Below are 17568 nucleotides of genomic sequence, written 5' to 3' on the forward strand. Positions count from 1 at the left end.
ACCCCCGCCGAATACGCTGCCAGCTGCACCCACCGCCACCACCCGGTGGCCTGCACAATCAACTGAAACTGGATCGACAACAACCCGGACTCAAAGACCGGGTGGTCCCGTCATCGGGGACCGGCCAAGAGCCCGCGGGACGTCCAAGGCCGGACCGACCATGACCATACTCAAGCTGCAGACTCGTCGAGATGCCGTAGGAGCGCGCGCACATCGGCGGCGTCCATCCCCACGCCAACTGCCGGTTCCTCCTGTAGGTCGGCGAGCTGCTGGACGCCAGGGTCGTCAAGAATGCGGCCCATGAACTCCAACTTTTCCTCCAGCCGCAGACGCACCACCTCGTCAACCGTATTGCGTGTGACCAGGATGGTTACCCTTGTTTCGGTGTCGGGCGCCAGGCCAAGGCGGTGGATGCGGTCCAAGCTCTGCAGGAATCGCCCAGCCATGAAGTCCCGATCCACATAGACGGCATCGTGGCAAACCTGATGGAGACTGATGCCCTCACCGAGGGTCGCCGGATTGGAGATCAGGACGTGGCAGTCAGGATCCTGGCGGAAGCACCGGAGCTGCTCGTCTCGGTCGGAGGTTCCGCCGTAGACCACCGCTGGGTTGTAGCCTTGGAGCAACTTCTCCAGGGTGGCGAGGCTACGCACGAATGTTGTCCATACCAGGGTTTTTCGGCCATTGGATGCGTTATCCGCCACGATCTTCAGGGTCTCCTGATACTTCGGTGAAAGTTCGATGCGGGGTAGCTTTTGCAGAAGCTCGAACAGAGAATCGTCCGGGGATGGCTCCAGCGGCGGGAGTTGGTACTCCAGAGGCTCGTATCGGCTGGCTCCCTCCAAGAGCAGAGCTGGGGTGATGGCAGCCATCAGTAGCCGCAGCATGGCTCGGCCCAACGCCTCGATGCTTTTACGTGAGCCTTCCGCCCGGGCGGAGAAGTTACCTTTCATGGCTTCGTAGACCTCGGCGTGAAGCGATGGCATTTCCACATAGCGGACCTTCGGTTCGAAGGGGGGAAGACCAAGCTCATGCTTGGTTGTACGGGTGAACAGCGGGCGCAGAACCGAGCTGGCGTAAGCTAGGTCACCACCACCGACAGCCTCAGTCACCACCCGCTTTCCGTGGCCTGGCCATACAAACGAAAGCAAGTTCTCCAGATCCTTCGCCCCATTGGGTGCCGGCGTCCCGGTGAGGATCAATCGCCGGTTTGCGAGCGGGCCCAGCGCCAGGCACGCGGAGCCGTAAGTACCGCTTGCTCCAAGTTTCATACGGTGCGCCTCGTCGAGCACGACCATTGACGGTCCCGCCCGCAACCACGCGGCTAGTTGGCCCAATGATCGGTCCAGCCGCTCGTAGTTCACGATCTGCAGTTCCACGAGACCGTCCTCCGATCGCCCCATTACTGCAGTGCGCAGCGGTTGTTTGAAACATATGGAGTTCTCGTACTCCCATGACTCATAGGCAGATTTAGGTCCGACGACCAGGAGGCGCTGCGTATCTCCACGCTTGCGCATCGCAGCGTAGACCGCTAGGGCTACACGGGTTTTGCCGGCGCCCGGGACGCTGAAGTTGGCGCCGTGACGCAACGAGAGCAATCGGGCAATATCACGTTGCTGGAACGCCGTGAGATCGGCGGTCCAGTCTGAACCCAACAACTCCCAGACGTCATCCGGTTGGACGGCATCAGCGGTGCCTTCCGAGGGTGTGTCATCGAGTCTGCGCTGAACCGAGTCAGCATCATCCAGGACGCCATTGACGAGCGCCATGAGGTCTGGGTCCCAGTCGACGCCAGGGTGGGTCCAGGTAGCCAGTTCACTGAGGTTGACCAAGAAGTCGTCAATGTCGATCTCCGCGGACAGCGAGCCGCGCCAGCCGCCCATGGAAATTCGAGCGGTCAGCTGGGCGAAGTCCCGCTGGAAAATCGGCGACGTGCGGATTTCTACACGCGTGCGTGTCACGTCGAAACCCAGCCGCAACGAGGGCATGGTCTCAGGGTCGCTCACTCCTGGGGCCGCCTCACGTCCACTGCGGCAATCAGCCATGCGAGGCCGTTGCCCGGCAGCTCGATGGTGCGCTGCGCTTCGACCGCCAGCTTGCTCAGGACAGTACGGAGCAGATCAAGGGCGTCATCGAATGCTCCCTCGTCAAGACTCGCATTACCTCGAGACAGCACTAAATCCGTGATTGACTGCTCCAGGTCTTTACAGGCGTTGTTGATCCGGTCCGGGGCGGCCAACTGCTTCTTCCGCAGCCGGGCGTCGCTGCCGGCAGTCTCAATAGCGTCGTTGAACGCGTCTCTGTACGCCTCGATAACCACTGAGGCAGCAGACTGCTCGGCTAGTGTTGCGGCGCCACCGGCCGCTGTGACCGCCTTCGCCTGGAGCAAAGCGTCGGTGACCGCCCTGGCGGCGGTGACGTTCGCTCCTGCCGCCTTCACTTTCCGGTCCAAGCCCGGGATCGCAACAGCGGCAGGGGCCGCAGACTCCGTTACCTTGAACTCATCAGGCAAGGTCTTCTCCAGGTAACGACTGTGAAAGTCAGCGCCGATGTACCGGACATCGGTCTTAGAGAAATCCAGCACGATCGCCGCTAGCCGTGCCTCCTTGAGGAGGTCGGCCCGTTCCTTGCTCTTTTTTATTTCCTCGCCATATGCGCGGTGGAGTTCCTCAAGCCTTCCCTTGGCACCTTCGAGGTCCATCAGCCTGAGCGACACCCCGCCATCGGCGCTGCTCCGCTGGATCACTTCCCGCAGCTGCTCAAGGACCCAGAGATCACGCTCGCATGACTTCGTCGTGGTATGGAAGGCCTTGGCGATCAACGAAAGATCACGGTTGAGCTGAACTCTTTGTTCATCTATCGCGAGCAGCCGGTTGATGTAGGAGTAGTCGCGTCGCTTGTCCGGGCGCAGTTGCAAAGAAAGTTCAACATCATTTATGTCATCCCATGTGCATGACTCCGGCAGCACACCTACACGCATAGTGCCAGTAGATTTGAGTTCCCGAAGTGCAGCGCAACGAGTGTTGCCGTTAACGAGAATCCCGTGGCGCGTAATCAATCCGGGTTCGTTCTGCTTGTGTTCCTTGAGACTTTCTTTCAGCTCATCGAAAGCAGGGTCTCGATGGGTCGGCTCCGAGGGCCGTATCGTCAACAGATGCCGCAGGTAGTCCTGGCTCTCCGAACTCCATGGATTCGTTGCGAGAACAGCATCACGATCTGGATCGAGGCTGCGCTGAGCGCGGATACGATGAGTGCCGGGGTTGTACAACAGGGCATCCAGAGGCATGTCGATAACCTCTACATGTAAAGGTCGACCACGCCACTCCACCGTCAACGTCTCGAAAACACCGGCGTTTTCGCGCCGCTCCTTGAGCCGCTCCTCAACCAGCGAGCGGGTGGCAGCGGCATTTGGAGGGTCTTCGAATTTCGTGAACATTTCTGGAATACTCCTTTCAGGAGATTGGTATGAAGCCAAGGAGGTGCGAGACGTCGCGGACGGGGCAGGCCCGGGCCGCTCAAAGCCTGTCAAGCCAGGAGTTGCTGCAGGGCCACACGTACTTTGTCCCTGGAGTCTGCAGGCAAGGTCCGGTAGGCCGCCCACAGATCCTCTGTCTCACTAAAATTGCGGGCGTCCTCTTCAACCCACGCAGCCAGCATCTTCCGCTCGTAGGCAGGCAAGCGATCGATACGTGCCAGGACGTCACCCAAGTCCGCAGTCAACTCGCGGCCACCGATGCGGCACCTGTTGCACTCAATGATCAGCTGCATGCTGGTCTCACCATTGGGCATCCGAACTGATCGGCGGGCAACATCGAGCTGCGAGGCGACGTATGTGCCGGCATACTGCTCACCAGGACCGATTCCACAGGAACGGCATTTGTGACCATCACGCATCATCAAGGCGTGCCTCTCAGCCGCCGTCACCGTGACACCGACCTTTCGGGTCGCCTTGCCAGGCTCCCACACGGCAATACCCTGCTTGACGAATCGGTGCTCGTGTGTGCCCAAGGCAGGGTCCTCCCTGTTGGTGTCGATGCGCCATTCGAAGTCACGCAGGTCGCGCATCCGACGGTCGATCTGGGAGGTATCGGGGAAAGCCTCACGCAGCTGGGTCTTCGTGAACACCTCCCCGACACCTACCTCCTGTACCAGCCAGAGCGCTACGCGCTTCATAGTGCCGAGATTCGGGTCGTTCCAGCTGGGCATCGTCATGTGGGAGTCCACCTTTCAGGTCGAAGAGAGCAGCTTCGAGCAGCACCGCAGGTAGTGCAGCGCCGACCGCCACGGCATACCGCACTCTCTGAACTGAACAGCAGCGGCGCCCGAATCGAAAGGTGACCTCGTGTCCTGGCTTTCGGAGCTTCCAAGCCAGGACAGCAAGCGCACGCGCAAACTGCCTGCGAGACAGGAAGATGGGATGGTTCGTGTGGACAACTCTCAAGGGGGAGAACCAGCTTGCGGCAGCGCGGAACGTTCCCACAGCGTGGGGAGTTCGGAGACCTCAGTCTCGACTTGTCGGACTCGCAGAAAGAACTCGCACAGGCGGTGCGTGGCCTGATTGAACAAATCGGCCTTTCCGGCCGAGCAATCGAGGAGGCCATCGCAGCAAGGCTGCGGGAACGGGACAGATCGGAGGGGTACTTGAGCAAGTCGGTGTTGTTTTACCTAGCCAATGGCCGACACAAGCGCCCACCCCGGGAGGCACCTCTCCGGGAACTACACACACTCGCGCTGGACAGCTGCGACACCGAGGGGATGGTCATCACCTGGGACGAGCTGAACAGCCTTCGACTAGCGCTATCACTCCCCTCGACCGAGGATGAGCATCAGCCAACTGTCCTTTGTCCGACCTGTGGTGCGGCTATGACGCTTGAAGAGGCCAGGGCGCTCGAACAGGTCAGCGCAGCGACTAAGCCGGCTGAAATCTCCCCCGTCATAACGACGGATGTTGTGCCGGTCCCCCACCACGTGGGGGACCGGCACAACACCGGAACCATCGACGTGGCGTGGCCGCCAGCCAAGGACTTGGCTGTATACATCTCGGCCGGCAATTTCGAGCGCGTCAACGGCCTCATCCGGTATGTCGGCACTGAAGCCGCCCCCGATGAGACGGCGGACGCCGTCGTTTCGTGCCGGAAACTGGGCTTGGATGAAGCGACTGACACGATCATCAACTACGCCGGAAGCCGGTCCGAGCTCGACGTGTTGCAGATTCTCCAATCACTCAATCAGCGAGACCAACGCCCTGACGCCGACACCCTCCTGGAGCGAGCGCTCGCCAGCTCGATGCGTTTGAGGTCGTCGTGACAAGACGTTTCGCTGTCGCGACCAACTGCCTCTCTGTAATCCTGCAGACAAACCCGACCCGGTGAGGTGCGATAACGACTAAACACACCACAATGTTACGTCCGCCAGTTCTAGCGGTCGGCGCGGAGCCGCCCGAAGCCTAGGAAGCGCCAAGCCCGGTAGCGAAAAATTCCAGCTATCCGGAATTATCGAATTCCGGGCCTTCCAAGGCTCGCACCACAGCTCTTACAGAGACGTCAATACCCTCATGCTCCCAGAGTCGCACGACTTTCCAACCGGCATGATTCAACGCCATGTCTGCGGCTCTATCCCGCTCGATATTACGTTTGAGCTTCGGGGCCCAGTACCACTCGTTTGTTGTTGGTTGGCGACCATGTTCCGGACACACGTGCCAGAAACATCCATCGACGAAAACCGCTACTTTGCGGGCAGTGAAGACAATGTCCGGACGGATCTTTACAGCTCCTAGATCGAGGCGAAGGTCCTTGCGGAACCGGTAGCCCAACCGGTGCAGCGCGCTCCGCAGCCGTATCTCCGGCTTGGTGTCGGTGCGGCGGTTCGCTCGCATATTACGGGAACGGCCCTCATTGAGCGGCGCCGGGTACCTACCGACCCTGGGCCTATCCGGATAACGCTCGGTCACATCTCTACCTAATTTGCGTGGGTATGCACTAAGGTGAACAGTACTCCGATCAGGAAGCGACAGTTCGGCATAGTCGATGACTACCAATCCACCAGCGACTGGGCCAAAGTCCGGTAGTCGAGTAGCCTGCCCTGCCCGGTAACTTCGTCCCATGCAGCTTTCTGAACCGAACTGCCCTCAAGACCAACTGCATATTCCAATTCATCAAACGCAATATGGTACGTCGCGTCGACCTCACCAGTCCCTCTCGCAATCGATGCGAGCCGAGTAGGAAGCGGCTCAGCCGTGACTGTCACCAAATGAGGCAACCTTCCACGCCGGTGACGAATCATGTTTCCGTTTTCGTGCCGAATGTTTTGTACCCGGTCAGATCGGATTGTCCACTTACAAGCCAGCGCTGCGTGAAGCCAGGGGTGCTTGGTCTGAGTAGGAGTTCCATTGATGCCTACCAGAACGTCGGGTTTGATCAAATAGTCGGTGCCGAGCGTGACCCGGAGATTGGGATCTTTCTCGATCGCTCTGTCGATGCCCGCCAAGTGTTGATACTGAGCATATTCGACGATACTGCGGCCTCGCTTCACCTCCCAGTCACGGCGATGGTCGAGCAAAGGTAGCGCAGTCGCCAAGTCGGTGCCGACCTGGACTTCCAGGAGCCCACCGGGGTTGGCCGGCGGCTCCTCGACGGGCTGACCGCCCAGATTCGGGTTCGGATCGCCGAGGTGATCGAGCACCAACCCCGCAAGCCTGAGACTGGTCGGGTTGTCAACATCAGCCGAGTTCGGAACCCATTGCCAGCCAAGCGCATTCTTTTTGCTGCGCTTCCACCCCAACAGTTCTGTCCTGAACGGCGCTCCCACGAACCGCAATGTACCCTGCTGCCGGGGCGTCCCGCCGGTCGGCTGCCGCTCCTTGCCCTATGATCGCTCACATGTTCGGATGGCCTATCGAGGGTGCTGCCCCCAGCGCCTACCGCGGCTTCGCCATTCTGGCACTCCCATCAGCGGAGGAACTATCAGCCGACGACGGTTTAGGCGATGTCCACTACTCGCTCCCGCTCGAACCTCCGTCGGTCTTGGGTAGCGCCACGCCGCTCGCGGGCTATGCTCCGACCACACAGCACAGAGCAGCCTCCTCCGCAATTCGCAGCGTTGATGCCAGTTTCGGGATGGCTGATGCCCCCAGCACAGTCCGCTCCGCGGGCAGGTCTGCACACGACCGACCACGACGTCGAAAGGTATCGGTGTGACCGAACTCAGTGTGATCGAGATCTGCGCCGGCGCCGGTGGACAAGCGCTGGGCCTTGAGCTGGCCGGGTTCGAGCACGAACTTGCAGTAGAACTCGACCCGACTGCTGCCGCCACGATCGAGCTCAACCGACCACATTGGAAGGTCGAGAAGGGTGATGTCGCGGACACCCGCGTCTTCAATCCCAAGGCCTTCGCACCGGAGTCTCGACCTGATGGTCGGCCGATCGATTTGTTCGCGGGTGGCGTCCCATGCCCGCCTTTCTCCGTCGCCGGCAGGCAACTGGGAGCGAACGACGAGCGCGACTTGTTCGCGTGGGCTGTCGAGCAGGTCGATGTCTTGAAACCCCGAGCCCTGCTACTTGAGAACGTTCGTGGGCTCAGCATGCCGCGTTTCGCCGGATACCGCCAGCACGTTCTGGACCGGCTACTGCAGTTCGGCTACTCGGCTGAGTGGCGACTGATCCAGGCTTCCGACTATGGGGTCCCGCAACTTCGGCCGCGATTCGTGCTGGTCGCCATGAAACCGGAAGAGTTCCAGTACTTCCACTGGCCGGAGACAACCGACCAAGTCAAGACCGTTGGCGAAACCTTGCTTCCGCTGATGGAAGCACGTCAGTGGGCTGGTGCCAAAGAGTGGGCGAAAAGAGCGGATGGCATCGCTCCAACGATCGTAGGTGGTTCGAAGAAACACGGCGGTGCAGACCTTGGGCCCACTCGCGCAAAACGCGCATGGGCTGAACTGGGCGTCGACGCATACGGCGTACACGACACCGCCCCACCATATGACAAACGCCCAATGACCGAATTCGGCCCGAAGCTCACCGTAGAGATGGTCGCGAGGCTTCAAGGCTGGCTGCTGATCAGAGACAAGGACCACGCCGCAGAAATCACATCCACACGGCCTGAGGGGCACGAGTACGCATGGTGGTTTACGGGTGGCAAGACAGCGCAGTATCGTCAGATCGGTAACGCGTTCCCACCGCCGGTTGCAAAAGCCCTCGGACTATCGATCGCCCGCGCACTGCGCCACGAGGGCGAATCGATCCAGCGAGATATCGACACATTTGCCGATCCCATATACCGGGTTCTGCGCGATCAAGATGCATTCCTCACCGCGGGCCAGATCGCGCGCAAGGCCGGGTTGGAACTCGATGATCCTGAAATCGATCGACGTATAAGCCTCCTGAGCTTAGACTTTGAGATCCTCAAGGAGGAGCGCAGCTCAGGTCTGGCTTATAAGCTCGGAGAGTTCAGGGCGTTCACGGGACAGCAAGACCACGCACGTCACGAGTTCTACCGTAAGAATTTGTCACGCGTCAGCTGAGTTCACGGGCACCCAGCTACCCGCCGATGCTGGCCGGCCACAGTTTGTCTTGGCCGCAAGTACGCCAGTCATTGCGTTGATGGCTCGGGCATTTCATAAGGTTGTGGATATCGCGCAGCCTGCGTTCCGCGTACGTCTTCGGTCAGACGATTTCGGCGCACACAGCATGACGAAGGACTCAGCTCATGCGGGCAACAACCGAGCGATGACCTCAGTCAGTTGTTTGACGTTGCGGCATTCGTGCATCGTGACGCATTCCGCGTACGCGTGGGCGGCGGAATCTCCGCTGGACCAGGAGCGAGACGGCTCCGGATTCAGCCAGTAGGTGTGTTTGGCACGGTCGGCGATCGTTTGCAGTGCAGCGAGATTCGGGTCGGTGCGGTTGGTGCGCGCATCGCCGAGGATGAGGACGGACGTGCGCGGCCCGAGGGCGTCGGCGTAGTTGTCGAGGAAGCCTTGGAATGCTTCGCCGTAGTTGGAGCTGCCGAAGCGGGCGACGTTGGTGGAGCGGATGATTCGGGCTGCGGTGCCGGGGGTGGGTGGTTCGCCGGGGGTGAAGAAGTCGGTGATTTCGTCGCAGGTGTCGATGAAGCCGAAGCTGCGGACCTTGCTGAATTGGTCTTGTAGGGATTGGATCAGGTGGAGGGTGAATTCGGCGAAGCCGGTGACCGAGCCGGAGAGGTCTGCGAGGACGACGAGGTCGGGGCGGCCGTGTTTGCGGGCGCGGAGGACCGGGTCGATGGGGACGCCGCCGGTGGACATGGAGCGGCGCAGGGTGCGGCGGAGGTCGATCTGGCCGCGCACCGATTTGCGGCGGCGGACGGCGAGGCGGGTGGCTAGTTTGCGGGCCAATGGGTGGACCAGGCGGCGCATTTCGGCGAGGTCTTGTTCGCGGGCGCCGAGGAAATCGATCTGGTCGGTGCTGGATTGGACGCCGCGGCGGGCGATGTATTCGGTGCCGCGCAGCTGCGCCGAGCGCAGGCGGGCTTCGGTTTGGACGGCGGTGCGGAATTCGGCGAGGCGGCGGTTGGCTTCGATCGTGTGGACGGTGGTGTCGAGCTGGGAGGTGCCGTTCATGCCCGCGACGATGCGGTCGATGAGGTCTTCCGGCTGTAGGGCTTTCATGGTCAGGTAGGAGGACCAGCCCGCGCCGGAGGCGGTGGTGACGGGTCCGGAGGACTGACCGGTGCCCACTCCGCCGTAGCCACCGAGTTCGGTCAGCGCCTGGCGGGCGAGTTCGGTGACTGCCTGCGAATCATCTTGGATCAGTGCGGAAACGAGTTGATCCCGCAGTGCATCGACGGATTCGGGCGTCGACGGGGCCGCGGGCTTCGGCTGTTCCGCGGTGCGGAAGTAGAGGTCGAAGAGCTGATCGAAGACGGCGCGTTGACCATTGCGGCGCAGCAAGCAGGCGGCCATGCCTGAGCGCAGCCGATTGCGATCAGCCAGCCCGAGGGCAACCATCGCCTCCGCCGCGTCGATAGTTTCGCTCGGCCCCGCGCTGATGCCGTGATCGCGCAACAACCCCACGAATTCGATGAGCCGATCGGTCATCGAGTCGGCGATTCGAGGCCTCGTCTCTCCCCCGCGTCCTTGCCCCGTACTCATAGTCTGCCGCGAGTTGTCGAAGGAAGACAAATGGTGGCCGAACCGTCCCGTTCCACCGCCATATCACTACGCTCGCCGGACCAGTCGAGGTCTAGTTCGGATGCGAGGTCAGTTTGCGCCCAGGTGCGGTGTGCGGGGGGCTTCATTGCGCACTCCCCAGTTCGGCGTCCGGGTCGAGAAGCCCCAGTCTTTCGGCCGCGGTGCGGTGGTCGGATTGGTACTTCAACAGCACGCCGAGGGTCGAGCGGACAACGTTTCCGGTCAGGTTGCGAGCGCCGAGGGCGACCAGAGTCTTTGCCCAGTCGACGGTTTCGGCGATCGATGGGGCCTTGCGCAGCGACAGCTGCCGGAGCGCGCCGACCACCCGGACCACCGGCTCGCCGAGCGCCTCATCCAGTTCGGGCACCTTCATCCGCACGATCGCCCGCTCCAACTCGGCGGTCGGGTAATCGATGTGGAGATACAGACAGCGTCGTTTCAGGGCCTCGGACAGTTCGCGGTTGGCGTTGGACGTCACGATGACGAACGGCTTGCGGACCGCGGTGACGGTGCCGAGTTCGGGGATGCTCACCTGGTAGTCGCCGAGCACCTCGAGCAGCAGGCCCTCGAGTTCCACATCGGCCTTGTCGAGTTCGTCGATGAGCAGCACGGTGGAACGCGGGTTGCGGATGGCGGCCAGCAGGGGCCGGGCGAGCAGGAACTCCTCGGTGAAGACGTGGTCGCGCGTGCTGTCCCAGTCCTCGTTGTTCGTGGCGGTGATGCGGAGCAGTTGCTTGGCGTGGTTCCACTCGTAGAGGGCGCGGGCCTCGTCGATGCCCTCGTAGCACTGCAGGCGCACGAGATCGGAGGTGGTCGCGGCGGCGATGGCCTTGGCGAGTTCGGTCTTGCCCACACCCGCAGGGCCTTCGATCAGCAGTGGCTTGCCGAGGTGGCCTGCCAGGAACACGGCGGTGGCGATGTCGAGAGACGGAAGGTATCCGGCTTCGGTGAGCCGATCGGTCACCTCGTCGACCGACGCAAAGAACTTACTCATCGGTAACTAGTGTAGACGCAGGGTTACCGTAGCGGCTCTACCTGGGCGTGGAAAGCGACCGTGGGAGGGAACCCAGTGGGAAGGGCCCTCTCCCACAAGATCATCCGCATGTGCCATGACTTGCCGCGTCAACCCGGAAGACCCGGCGACCGAGCGGCCTCAGAACGCATAGGGGATGCCCCTAATTCCGCAGATGGAATTTTCCCCCCGGGGAGCCAACCCCCGTGACCTTTCTGGACAAGTGCGCAAGAGTAGAGACGTGCAGTCGCTGCCCCGTCGGTGAGCGCGCCCGCGAAGCAGCGGCGGCCCAGTTGATCCGGACCTGTCAGTCGGGGTAGGCCGCGGACGGAAACCCGCAGCAGGGTGGGCACACGCTCACCACGGAGTGAAAGGATCCACGTTGTTCTCCACAACCAGCGCCGCACGCCGAAATCTGGCCCGCGTGGCCGTCGCCGGCGCGATCGCCGCAATTCCGCTGACCGCGTTGGCGATGCCCGCCTCCGCCACCTCAGGCGCACCTTCCGTCACCGAGGTTCGATACGACCCGTATTACAACCAGTGCGCCTTCGGTCCGTTCCAGAACTGGAGCTGCAACAACAACCCGTTGTTCGGTTGGGGCTACAACCAGTACGGCGGCCCCTTCGGCCAGGGTTACGGGCAGGGCTTCGGTTCAGGCTCGTTCGGCAGCAGTTAGAAAGTCTGCGAAGACGCCGGTGGCCCGCTTCGAGATCCGGAACGGGCCACCATACGAATCAGCCTCGAAGTGACGCGGTTTCGATGATCGGCCGGTCGACCCAGCTCATCAGGCCGCGTAGCTCGGCGCGGCTGACCTCGATCGGGTGCTCGGCGTTCTGCTTGTGCGCAGCGCCTCGAGCTCCTTGTTGCCGCCCTCGACGTTTGCGACAAGACGCTCGACGACTTATTCCCCAAGATCATCCGCCTGCGCCATGACTTGCCGCGTCAATCCGGAGGAACCAGCGGCAGCGCACCCGACACCGAGCGACACGAGAGCGTATAGGGGATATCCCCTAATTCCGCAGATCGAATTCGCCCCGGGCAGCCATTCCCCGTGACCTTTCTGGACAAGTGCGCAAGAGTAGAGACGTGCAGTCGCCGCCCATCGGTCTGCTTGCCCGCGAAGCAGCGACGACACGGTCATTGCGACCTGTTCGCGGGTCGCCGTGGCCAGAACCACAACGGGGGTTGGTGAGCCGATGGCTCACCGGAGAGTGAAAGAAGGATCCACGTTGTTCTCGACAACCAGCACCGCACGCCGCAGCCTGGCCCGGGTCGTCGTCGCCGGTGCAATCGCCGCAGTTCCGTTGACTGCTTTGGCGGTGCCCGCCTCCGCGGACCCCTCCCCGGGGATCACCGACGTCAAGAAGGACCGCGGTTGGAACGACCGCGACTGCGACTTCGGCCCGTTCCTGGACTGGAGCTGCGACAACGGACCGTTCGGATCGGGTAAGAACATCCCGTTCGGTCAGTTCCGGCGACTCGTGCCGCCCGGCACGTTCGGCAGCAGCTAGAAACCGTCCGGCACCACCGCAACGGCCCGGCGCTACCAAGTGCCGGGCTATTGCGTGTGAGAACCCACATATGCCGGTGGCCCGCTCCGAAACCCGGAGCCGGCCACCGCGCGACTCAGCCGGAAACTCAGGCGGTTTCGGTGATCGACCGGTCGACCCAGCTCATCAAGCCGCGCAGCTCGGCACCGGTGACCTCGATCGGGTGCTCGGCGTTCTGCTTGCGCAGCGCCTCGAGCTCATTGCTGCCGCCCTCGAAATCCGTGACGAGGCGTCTGACGACTTCTCCCACAAGATCATCCGCAGGTGCCATGACTTGCCGCGTCAACCCGCAGGACCAAGCGGCGGCGCACTCGAAACCGAGCGGCACGAGGGCGCATAGGGGATTCCCCCTAATTCCGCAGATGAATTCTCCCGAGGGTGCCAACCCCCGTGACCTTTCTGGGCAAGTGCGCAAGGGTGGAGATGTGCAGTCGCTGCTCCGTCGGCAAGCGCGACCGCCAAGCAGCGACCGCAGATCCAATTCGGTCTGCGGGCTTGGCCGCGGACACACCATAACGGGGGATGGTGGGCGCGACGCTCACCGCAGAGTGAAAGGATTTACGTTGTTCTCGAAAACCAGCACAGCACGCCGCACTCTGGCCCGCGTTGCCGTTGCCGGTGCGATCGCCGCAGTTCCGTTGACCGCGCTGACGATGCCCGCCTCCGCCGCGCCGGCCGCGCCGGGCGTCACCGAGGTCGACCATGACCGATCCGGCCCACACGGCCCCGGCGGGCCGCAAGGCCCCTTCGGCCCGCAAGGACCTGGCGACCCGCAAGGCCCCTTCGGCCCGCAAGGCCCCTTCGGCCCCCAGGGCCCCTTCGGCCCCCAGGGCCCCTTCGGCCCGCAAGGACCGCTCGGCCCGCAAGGACCATTCGGCCCCCAGGGTCCCTTCGGTCCGGGCATGTTCGGCAGCAGCTAGACAGCGTCCCCGAAACGCCGCTGGCCCGCTCCGAAACCGGAGCGGGCCACCGCGCGAATCAGTCTCGAACTCAGGCGGTTTCGGTGATCGGCCGGTCGACCCAGCTCATCAGGCCGCGCAGCTTGGCGCCGGTGACCTCGATCGGGTGCTCGGCGTTCTGCTTGCGCAGCGCCTCGAGCTCCTTGTTGCCGCCCTCGACGTTGGCGACGAGACGCTTGACGAAGCTGCCGTCCTGGATGTCCTTGAGGATCTCCTGCATGCGCTTCTTGGTGTCGGCGTCGATGACCCGCGGGCCGGACAGGTAGCCGCCGAACTCGGCGGTGTCGGACACCGAGTAGTTCATCCGGGCGATGCCGCCCTCGTACATCAGGTCGACGATCAGCTTCAGCTCGTGCAGCACCTCGAAGTAGGCCATCTCCGGCGCGTAACCGGCCTCGACCATGACCTCGAAACCGGTCTTGACCAGTTCTTCGGTGCCGCCGCACAGCACGGCCTGCTCACCGAACAGGTCGGTCTCGGTCTCTTCCTTGAAGGTGGTCTTGATGACGCCCGCGCGGGTGCCGCCGATGCCCTTGGCGTAGGACAGCGCCAGCGCCTGGCCCTCGCCCTTCGGGTCCTGCTCGACGGCGATCAGCGCCGGAACGCCCTTGCCGTCGACGAACTGACGACGAACCAGGTGGCCCGGGCCCTTCGGAGCGACCATGCCGATGGTGACGTTGGCCGGGGGCTTGATCAGGCCGAAGTGGATGTTGAGGCCGTGGCCGAAGAACAGCGCGTCGCCGTCCTTCAGGTTCGGCTCGATGTCATTGGTGAAGATCGACGCCTGCGCGGTGTCGGGCGCCAGCACCATGATGACGTCGGCCCAGGCCGAGACCTCGGCCGGAGTGCCGACGGTCAGGCCCGCCTCCTCGGCCTTCGGACGCGACTTCGATCCCTCCGCGAGGCCGACGCGCACCTCCACGCCCGAGTCGCGCAGGCTCAGCGAGTGCGCGTGGCCCTGGCTGCCGTAGCCGATGACAGCGACCTTGCGGCCCTGGATGATCGACAGGTCGGCGTCGTCGTCATAGAACATCTCGACTGCCACTATGGTTCCTTCCGAGGTCATCCCCGCGCGAGACGGGGCACACCGTGCTTGCGGTGCTTCTTACGTTGTTTCTGGATCGGATCACCCCCGCATGCGCGGGAGGGGATCATTCCCGCGTGCGCGGGGAGGGCGGCACACCAACCGTCGATCGCAGAAAGGTTAGCGTGTGGCCGCCGCTGACCGGTCGGCCCCTGCTTTGTGCGCCGCCCCGCCGCGTCATCGGGTGGCGGTGATGGATTTCGGTCCACGCCCCACCGCGACGACACCGGACTGCACGATCTCGCGGATGCCATACGGTTCCAGCATCCGCAGCAGCGCGTCGAGCTTGGACCGGGTTCCGGTCGCCTCGACGGTGAGCGCGTCCGGGGAGACGTCGATGACCTTGGCGCGGAAGAGCCCGACGGCCTCGATCACCTGGGTCCGCACACTGGCGTCCGCGCGGACCTTCACCAGGATCAGTTCGCGGGCCACGGAGCTGTCGGAGTCCTGTTCCACGATCTTGATGACGTTCACCAGCTTGTTGAGCTGCTTGGTGACCTGCTCGAGCGGCAGGTCCTCGACAGTGACGACGATGGTCATGCGCGAGATCTCGGGCAGCTCGGTGCCGCCGACCGCCAGCGACTCGATGTTGAAGCCGCGGCGGGAGAACAGCGCGGCGACCCGCGCGAGCACGCCCGGCTTGTCCTCGACGAGAACGCTGAGGGTGTGGGTGGTACTCATCCGTGGTTCACCTTGTCTGTTCATGCGACATCGCCGTGTGGATGACCGCAGGCTCGGCGGCCTGCTCGTCCTCGTCGAACAGCGGGCGGATGCCGCGAGCGGCCATGATCTCGTCATTGCTGGTTCCCGCGGCGACCATCGGCCACACCTGGGCGTCCTTGCCGACGATGAAGTCGATCACCACAGGGCGGTCGTTGATCGACTGCGCCTCGCGGATGGCGGCCTCCACGTCCTCTTCGCGTTCGACCCGGATGCCGTGGCAGCCGAGGGCTTCGGCGAGCTTGACGAAGTCGGGGATGCGCTTGGTGTGCGTGCCCAGATCGGTGTTGGAATAACGCTCCTGGTAGAACAGCGTCTGCCACTGGCGGACCATGCCGAGATTGCCGTTGTTGATCAGCGCGACCTTGATCGGCACGCCCTCGACGGCGCAGGTGGCCAGTTCTTGATTGGTCATCTGGAAGCAGCCGTCACCGTCGACTGCCCACACCTCTTTGTCCGGCGCGCCCATCTTGGCGCCCATGGCGGCCGGCACGGCGTAGCCCATGGTGCCCAGGCCACCGGAGTTCAGCCAGGTGCGCGGCTTCTCGTACTTGATGAACTGAGCGGCCCACATCTGGTGCTGACCGACGCCGGCGCAGTAGATCGCGTCCGGTCCGGCCAGGCGGCCGAGCGCATCGATGACGAACTCCGGCGACAGCGACCCGTCCGCGGGCGGGGTCCAGCCCAGCGGGTAGGCCTGCCGGATGCCGTCGAGGTAGGTCCACCATTCGCCGATCGGGAGCGGCAGCGCGTCGCCCGCGGCGGGGTCGGCCTTCAACGTCTCGATGAGCTCGGCGATCACCTCGCGGCAGTCGCCGACGATCGGGACGTCGGCGTGCCGGTTCTTGCCGATCTCGGCCGGGTCGATGTCGGCGTGGATGACCTTGGCGCCGGGCGCGAAGGAATCCAGCTGACCGGTGACGCGGTCGTCGAAGCGCGCACCGAGGGTGATCAGCAGGTCCGACTTCTGCAGCGCGGCGACGGCGCCAACGGTGCCGTGCATGCCGGGCATGCCCATGTTGAGCTGGTGGCTGTCAGGGAACGCGCCTCGTGCCATCAGCGTGGTGACCACCGGAATGCCGGTCAGCTCGGCCAGTTGCAGCAGCTCGGCCGACGCTTCGGCCTTGATCACGCCGCCGCCGACGTACAGCACCGGCGACTTGGCTTCCATGATCATCCTGGCGGCCTCGCGCACCTGCTTGCCGTGCGGCTTGGTGACCGGACGGTAGCCGGGCAGGCGCATCTCCGGCGGCCAGCTGAAGGTGGTCTGGGCCTGGAGCACGTCCTTCGGGATGTCGACCAGCACGGCGCCGGGGCGGCCGGAGGCGGCCAGGTAGAACGCCTCCGCGATGATGCGCGGGATGTCGACGCCCTCGGTGATCAAGAAGTTGTGCTTGGTGATCGGCATGGTGATGCCGGAGATGTCGGCTTCCTGGAACGCGTCCGTGCCGATCAGGCCGCGGCCGACCTGGCCGGTGATGGCCACGATCGGGACCGAGTCCATCTGGGCGTCGGCGATCGGGGTGACCAGGTTGGTGGCGCCGGGGCCGGATGTGGCCATACACACACCGACTTTGCCGGTGGCCTGCGCGTACCCGGTCGCCGCGTGACCCGCGCCCTGCTCGTGCCGGACGAGGACGTGACGCACCTTGGTCGAGTCGAACAGCGGGTCGTAGACGGGAAGGATCGCACCGCCCGGAATGCCGAATACGGTGTCGACGCCGAGCTCCTCGAGCGAACGCACGACCGACTGCGCGCCGGTGACCCGCTCGGGCGGGACCTGGCGGCGGCTGGCCGCGGACGTCGCGTTGGCAGCGGGCGTTGCCTGCTGATTCGCCGAAGGCGCTGGCCTGCGGGCCGAGGGCCCGGGCCGTGCGGTAGGTGCGCTCACCGTCTTCGTTCCTTACTGGTTGTCGTTTCGACCCCGGATTGTGTGCCTCATCGGTGTCTTGCGCTTCGCCATGCTGGACATTAGTCCGCACATAAAAAAGCCCCCGACAGCACAAGGCTGATCGAGGGTGGCGCGTCGCAACGCGAGCTGACGTATTCGACTCAGTTGGTCAGGCTCAACGCTG

The 17568-nt window shown here is 63.5% G+C and carries 15 protein-coding genes and 2 pseudogenes; 5 read left to right on the forward strand and 12 right to left on the reverse strand.

All coding sequences use genetic code 11. The features are described 5' to 3' along the window. Positions 1 to 170: 170 nt before the first annotated feature. The 3 genes from IU459_RS34225 to IU459_RS34235 all read right to left on the reverse strand — a co-directional run bounded on the left by IU459_RS34225 (position 171) and on the right by IU459_RS34235 (position 4212). A complete protein-coding gene (locus IU459_RS34225) occupies positions 171 to 1988 on the reverse strand; it encodes a DEAD/DEAH box helicase (RefSeq protein WP_195133746.1) in 1818 nt (605 codons plus the stop codon). Positions 1989 to 2002: 14 nt separating this feature from the next. Beyond that, a complete protein-coding gene (locus tag IU459_RS34230; RefSeq protein WP_195133747.1) occupies positions 2003 to 3436 on the reverse strand; it encodes a transcriptional regulator in 1434 nt (477 codons plus the stop codon). Between the two features lie 89 nt (positions 3437 to 3525). Then, positions 3526 to 4212 (reverse strand): hypothetical protein, encoded by a 687-nt coding sequence (locus IU459_RS34235; RefSeq protein WP_195133748.1) that lies wholly within the window; start codon positions 4210 to 4212, stop codon positions 3526 to 3528. Between the two features lie 243 nt (positions 4213 to 4455). Between IU459_RS34235 and IU459_RS34240 the strand changes: the two genes are divergently transcribed. Then, on the forward strand, positions 4456 to 5307 hold the full coding sequence (locus IU459_RS34240) for a hypothetical protein (protein WP_195133749.1): 852 nt from the start codon (positions 4456 to 4458) through the stop codon (positions 5305 to 5307). Positions 5308 to 5482: 175 nt separating this feature from the next. On the opposite strand, the gene IU459_RS34245 is transcribed toward IU459_RS34240, so the two are convergent. Then, positions 5483 to 6103, reverse strand: coding sequence for a very short patch repair endonuclease (locus tag IU459_RS34245; RefSeq protein WP_440446554.1), 621 nt, complete (start codon positions 6101 to 6103; stop codon positions 5483 to 5485). Beyond that, positions 6031 to 6807 (reverse strand): NgoMIV family type II restriction endonuclease, encoded by a 777-nt coding sequence (locus IU459_RS34250; RefSeq protein ID WP_195133751.1) that lies wholly within the window; start codon positions 6805 to 6807, stop codon positions 6031 to 6033. The genes IU459_RS34245 and IU459_RS34250 overlap by 73 nt, the downstream gene beginning before the upstream one ends. A gap of 385 nt (positions 6808 to 7192) precedes the next feature. On the opposite strand from IU459_RS34250, the gene IU459_RS34255 reads away from it, so the two are divergent. Continuing rightward, entirely contained in the window at positions 7193 to 8521 is a 1329-nt protein-coding gene (locus tag IU459_RS34255) for a DNA cytosine methyltransferase (RefSeq protein ID WP_195133752.1), read from the forward strand. Positions 8522 to 8704: 183 nt separating this feature from the next. Here IU459_RS34255 and IU459_RS34260 read toward each other — a convergent pair whose 3' ends face one another. Together IU459_RS34260 and IU459_RS34265 are read right to left on the reverse strand one after the other, a co-directional pair. Next, a complete protein-coding gene (locus tag IU459_RS34260; protein ID WP_195133753.1) occupies positions 8705 to 10075 on the reverse strand; it encodes a vWA domain-containing protein in 1371 nt (456 codons plus the stop codon). Between the two features lie 196 nt (positions 10076 to 10271). Then, complete coding sequence (locus IU459_RS34265; RefSeq protein ID WP_195133754.1) at positions 10272 to 11162, reverse strand: AAA family ATPase; 891 nt, start codon at positions 11160 to 11162, stop codon at positions 10272 to 10274. Between the two features lie 400 nt (positions 11163 to 11562). Between IU459_RS34265 and IU459_RS34270 the strand changes: the two genes are divergently transcribed. Continuing rightward, the gene (locus IU459_RS34270) at positions 11563 to 11856 is read left to right on the forward strand and encodes a hypothetical protein (RefSeq protein WP_195133755.1); all 294 of its coding nucleotides are present in this window, start codon (positions 11563 to 11565) and stop codon (positions 11854 to 11856) included. A gap of 58 nt (positions 11857 to 11914) precedes the next feature. On the opposite strand, the pseudogene IU459_RS34275 reads toward IU459_RS34270, so the two are convergent. After that, positions 11915 to 12078, reverse strand: a pseudogene (locus IU459_RS34275) (ketol-acid reductoisomerase); the annotation flags it as partial. A 331-nt stretch (positions 12079 to 12409) separates the two neighbouring features. Here IU459_RS34275 and IU459_RS34280 point away from each other — a divergent pair. Then, complete coding sequence (locus IU459_RS34280) at positions 12410 to 12691, forward strand: hypothetical protein (protein WP_195133756.1); 282 nt, start codon at positions 12410 to 12412, stop codon at positions 12689 to 12691. 127 nt (positions 12692 to 12818) lie between these two features. Here the strand turns inward: IU459_RS34280 and IU459_RS34285 are convergent. After that, positions 12819 to 12977 (reverse strand): annotated as a pseudogene (locus tag IU459_RS34285) (ketol-acid reductoisomerase); the annotation flags it as partial. Between the two features lie 316 nt (positions 12978 to 13293). Here IU459_RS34285 and IU459_RS38940 point away from each other — a divergent pair. Continuing rightward, positions 13294 to 13650: a hypothetical protein gene (locus tag IU459_RS38940; protein ID WP_228838912.1), complete on the forward strand. Its 357-nt coding sequence runs from the start codon at positions 13294 to 13296 to the stop codon at positions 13648 to 13650. Between the two features lie 70 nt (positions 13651 to 13720). Here the strand turns inward: IU459_RS38940 and ilvC are convergent, their stop codons facing one another. The 3 genes from ilvC to IU459_RS34305 form a co-directional block, all read right to left on the reverse strand. Next, positions 13721 to 14722 carry a ketol-acid reductoisomerase gene (ilvC, locus tag IU459_RS34295; RefSeq protein WP_174552963.1) on the reverse strand — a complete coding sequence of 334 codons (1002 nt, stop codon included), beginning with the start codon at positions 14720 to 14722 and terminating at the stop codon, positions 13721 to 13723. A gap of 228 nt (positions 14723 to 14950) precedes the next feature. Beyond that, positions 14951 to 15454, reverse strand: coding sequence for an acetolactate synthase small subunit (ilvN, locus tag IU459_RS34300; protein WP_039799659.1), 504 nt, complete (start codon positions 15452 to 15454; stop codon positions 14951 to 14953). A 7-nt stretch (positions 15455 to 15461) separates the two neighbouring features. Further along, a complete protein-coding gene (locus tag IU459_RS34305) occupies positions 15462 to 17384 on the reverse strand; it encodes an acetolactate synthase large subunit (protein WP_195133758.1) in 1923 nt (640 codons plus the stop codon). Positions 17385 to 17568 lie beyond the last annotated feature (184 nt).

Source organism: Nocardia amamiensis (assembly GCF_015477605.1).
Lineage (GTDB): Bacteria > Actinomycetota > Actinomycetes > Mycobacteriales > Mycobacteriaceae > Nocardia > Nocardia amamiensis_A.

Coding starts and splice junctions, on each gene's coding strand:
- IU459_RS34225 (WP_195133746.1), bottom strand. CDS start 1,988: ATGCCCTCGTTGCGGCTGGGTTTCGACGTGACACGCACGCGTGTAGAA.
- IU459_RS34230 (WP_195133747.1), bottom strand. CDS start 3,436: ATGTTCACGAAATTCGAAGACCCTCCAAATGCCGCTGCCACCCGCTCG.
- ilvC (WP_174552963.1), bottom strand. CDS start 14,722: ATGTTCTATGACGACGACGCCGACCTGTCGATCATCCAGGGCCGCAAG.
- IU459_RS34245 (WP_440446554.1), bottom strand. CDS start 6,103: ATGGGACGAAGTTACCGGGCAGGGCAGGCTACTCGACTACCGGACTTT.
- ilvN (WP_039799659.1), bottom strand. CDS start 15,454: ATGAGTACCACCCACACCCTCAGCGTTCTCGTCGAGGACAAGCCGGGC.
- IU459_RS34235 (WP_195133748.1), bottom strand. CDS start 4,212: ATGACGATGCCCAGCTGGAACGACCCGAATCTCGGCACTATGAAGCGC.
- IU459_RS34260 (WP_195133753.1), bottom strand. CDS start 10,075: ATGACCGATCGGCTCATCGAATTCGTGGGGTTGTTGCGCGATCACGGC.
- IU459_RS34265 (WP_195133754.1), bottom strand. CDS start 11,162: ATGAGTAAGTTCTTTGCGTCGGTCGACGAGGTGACCGATCGGCTCACC.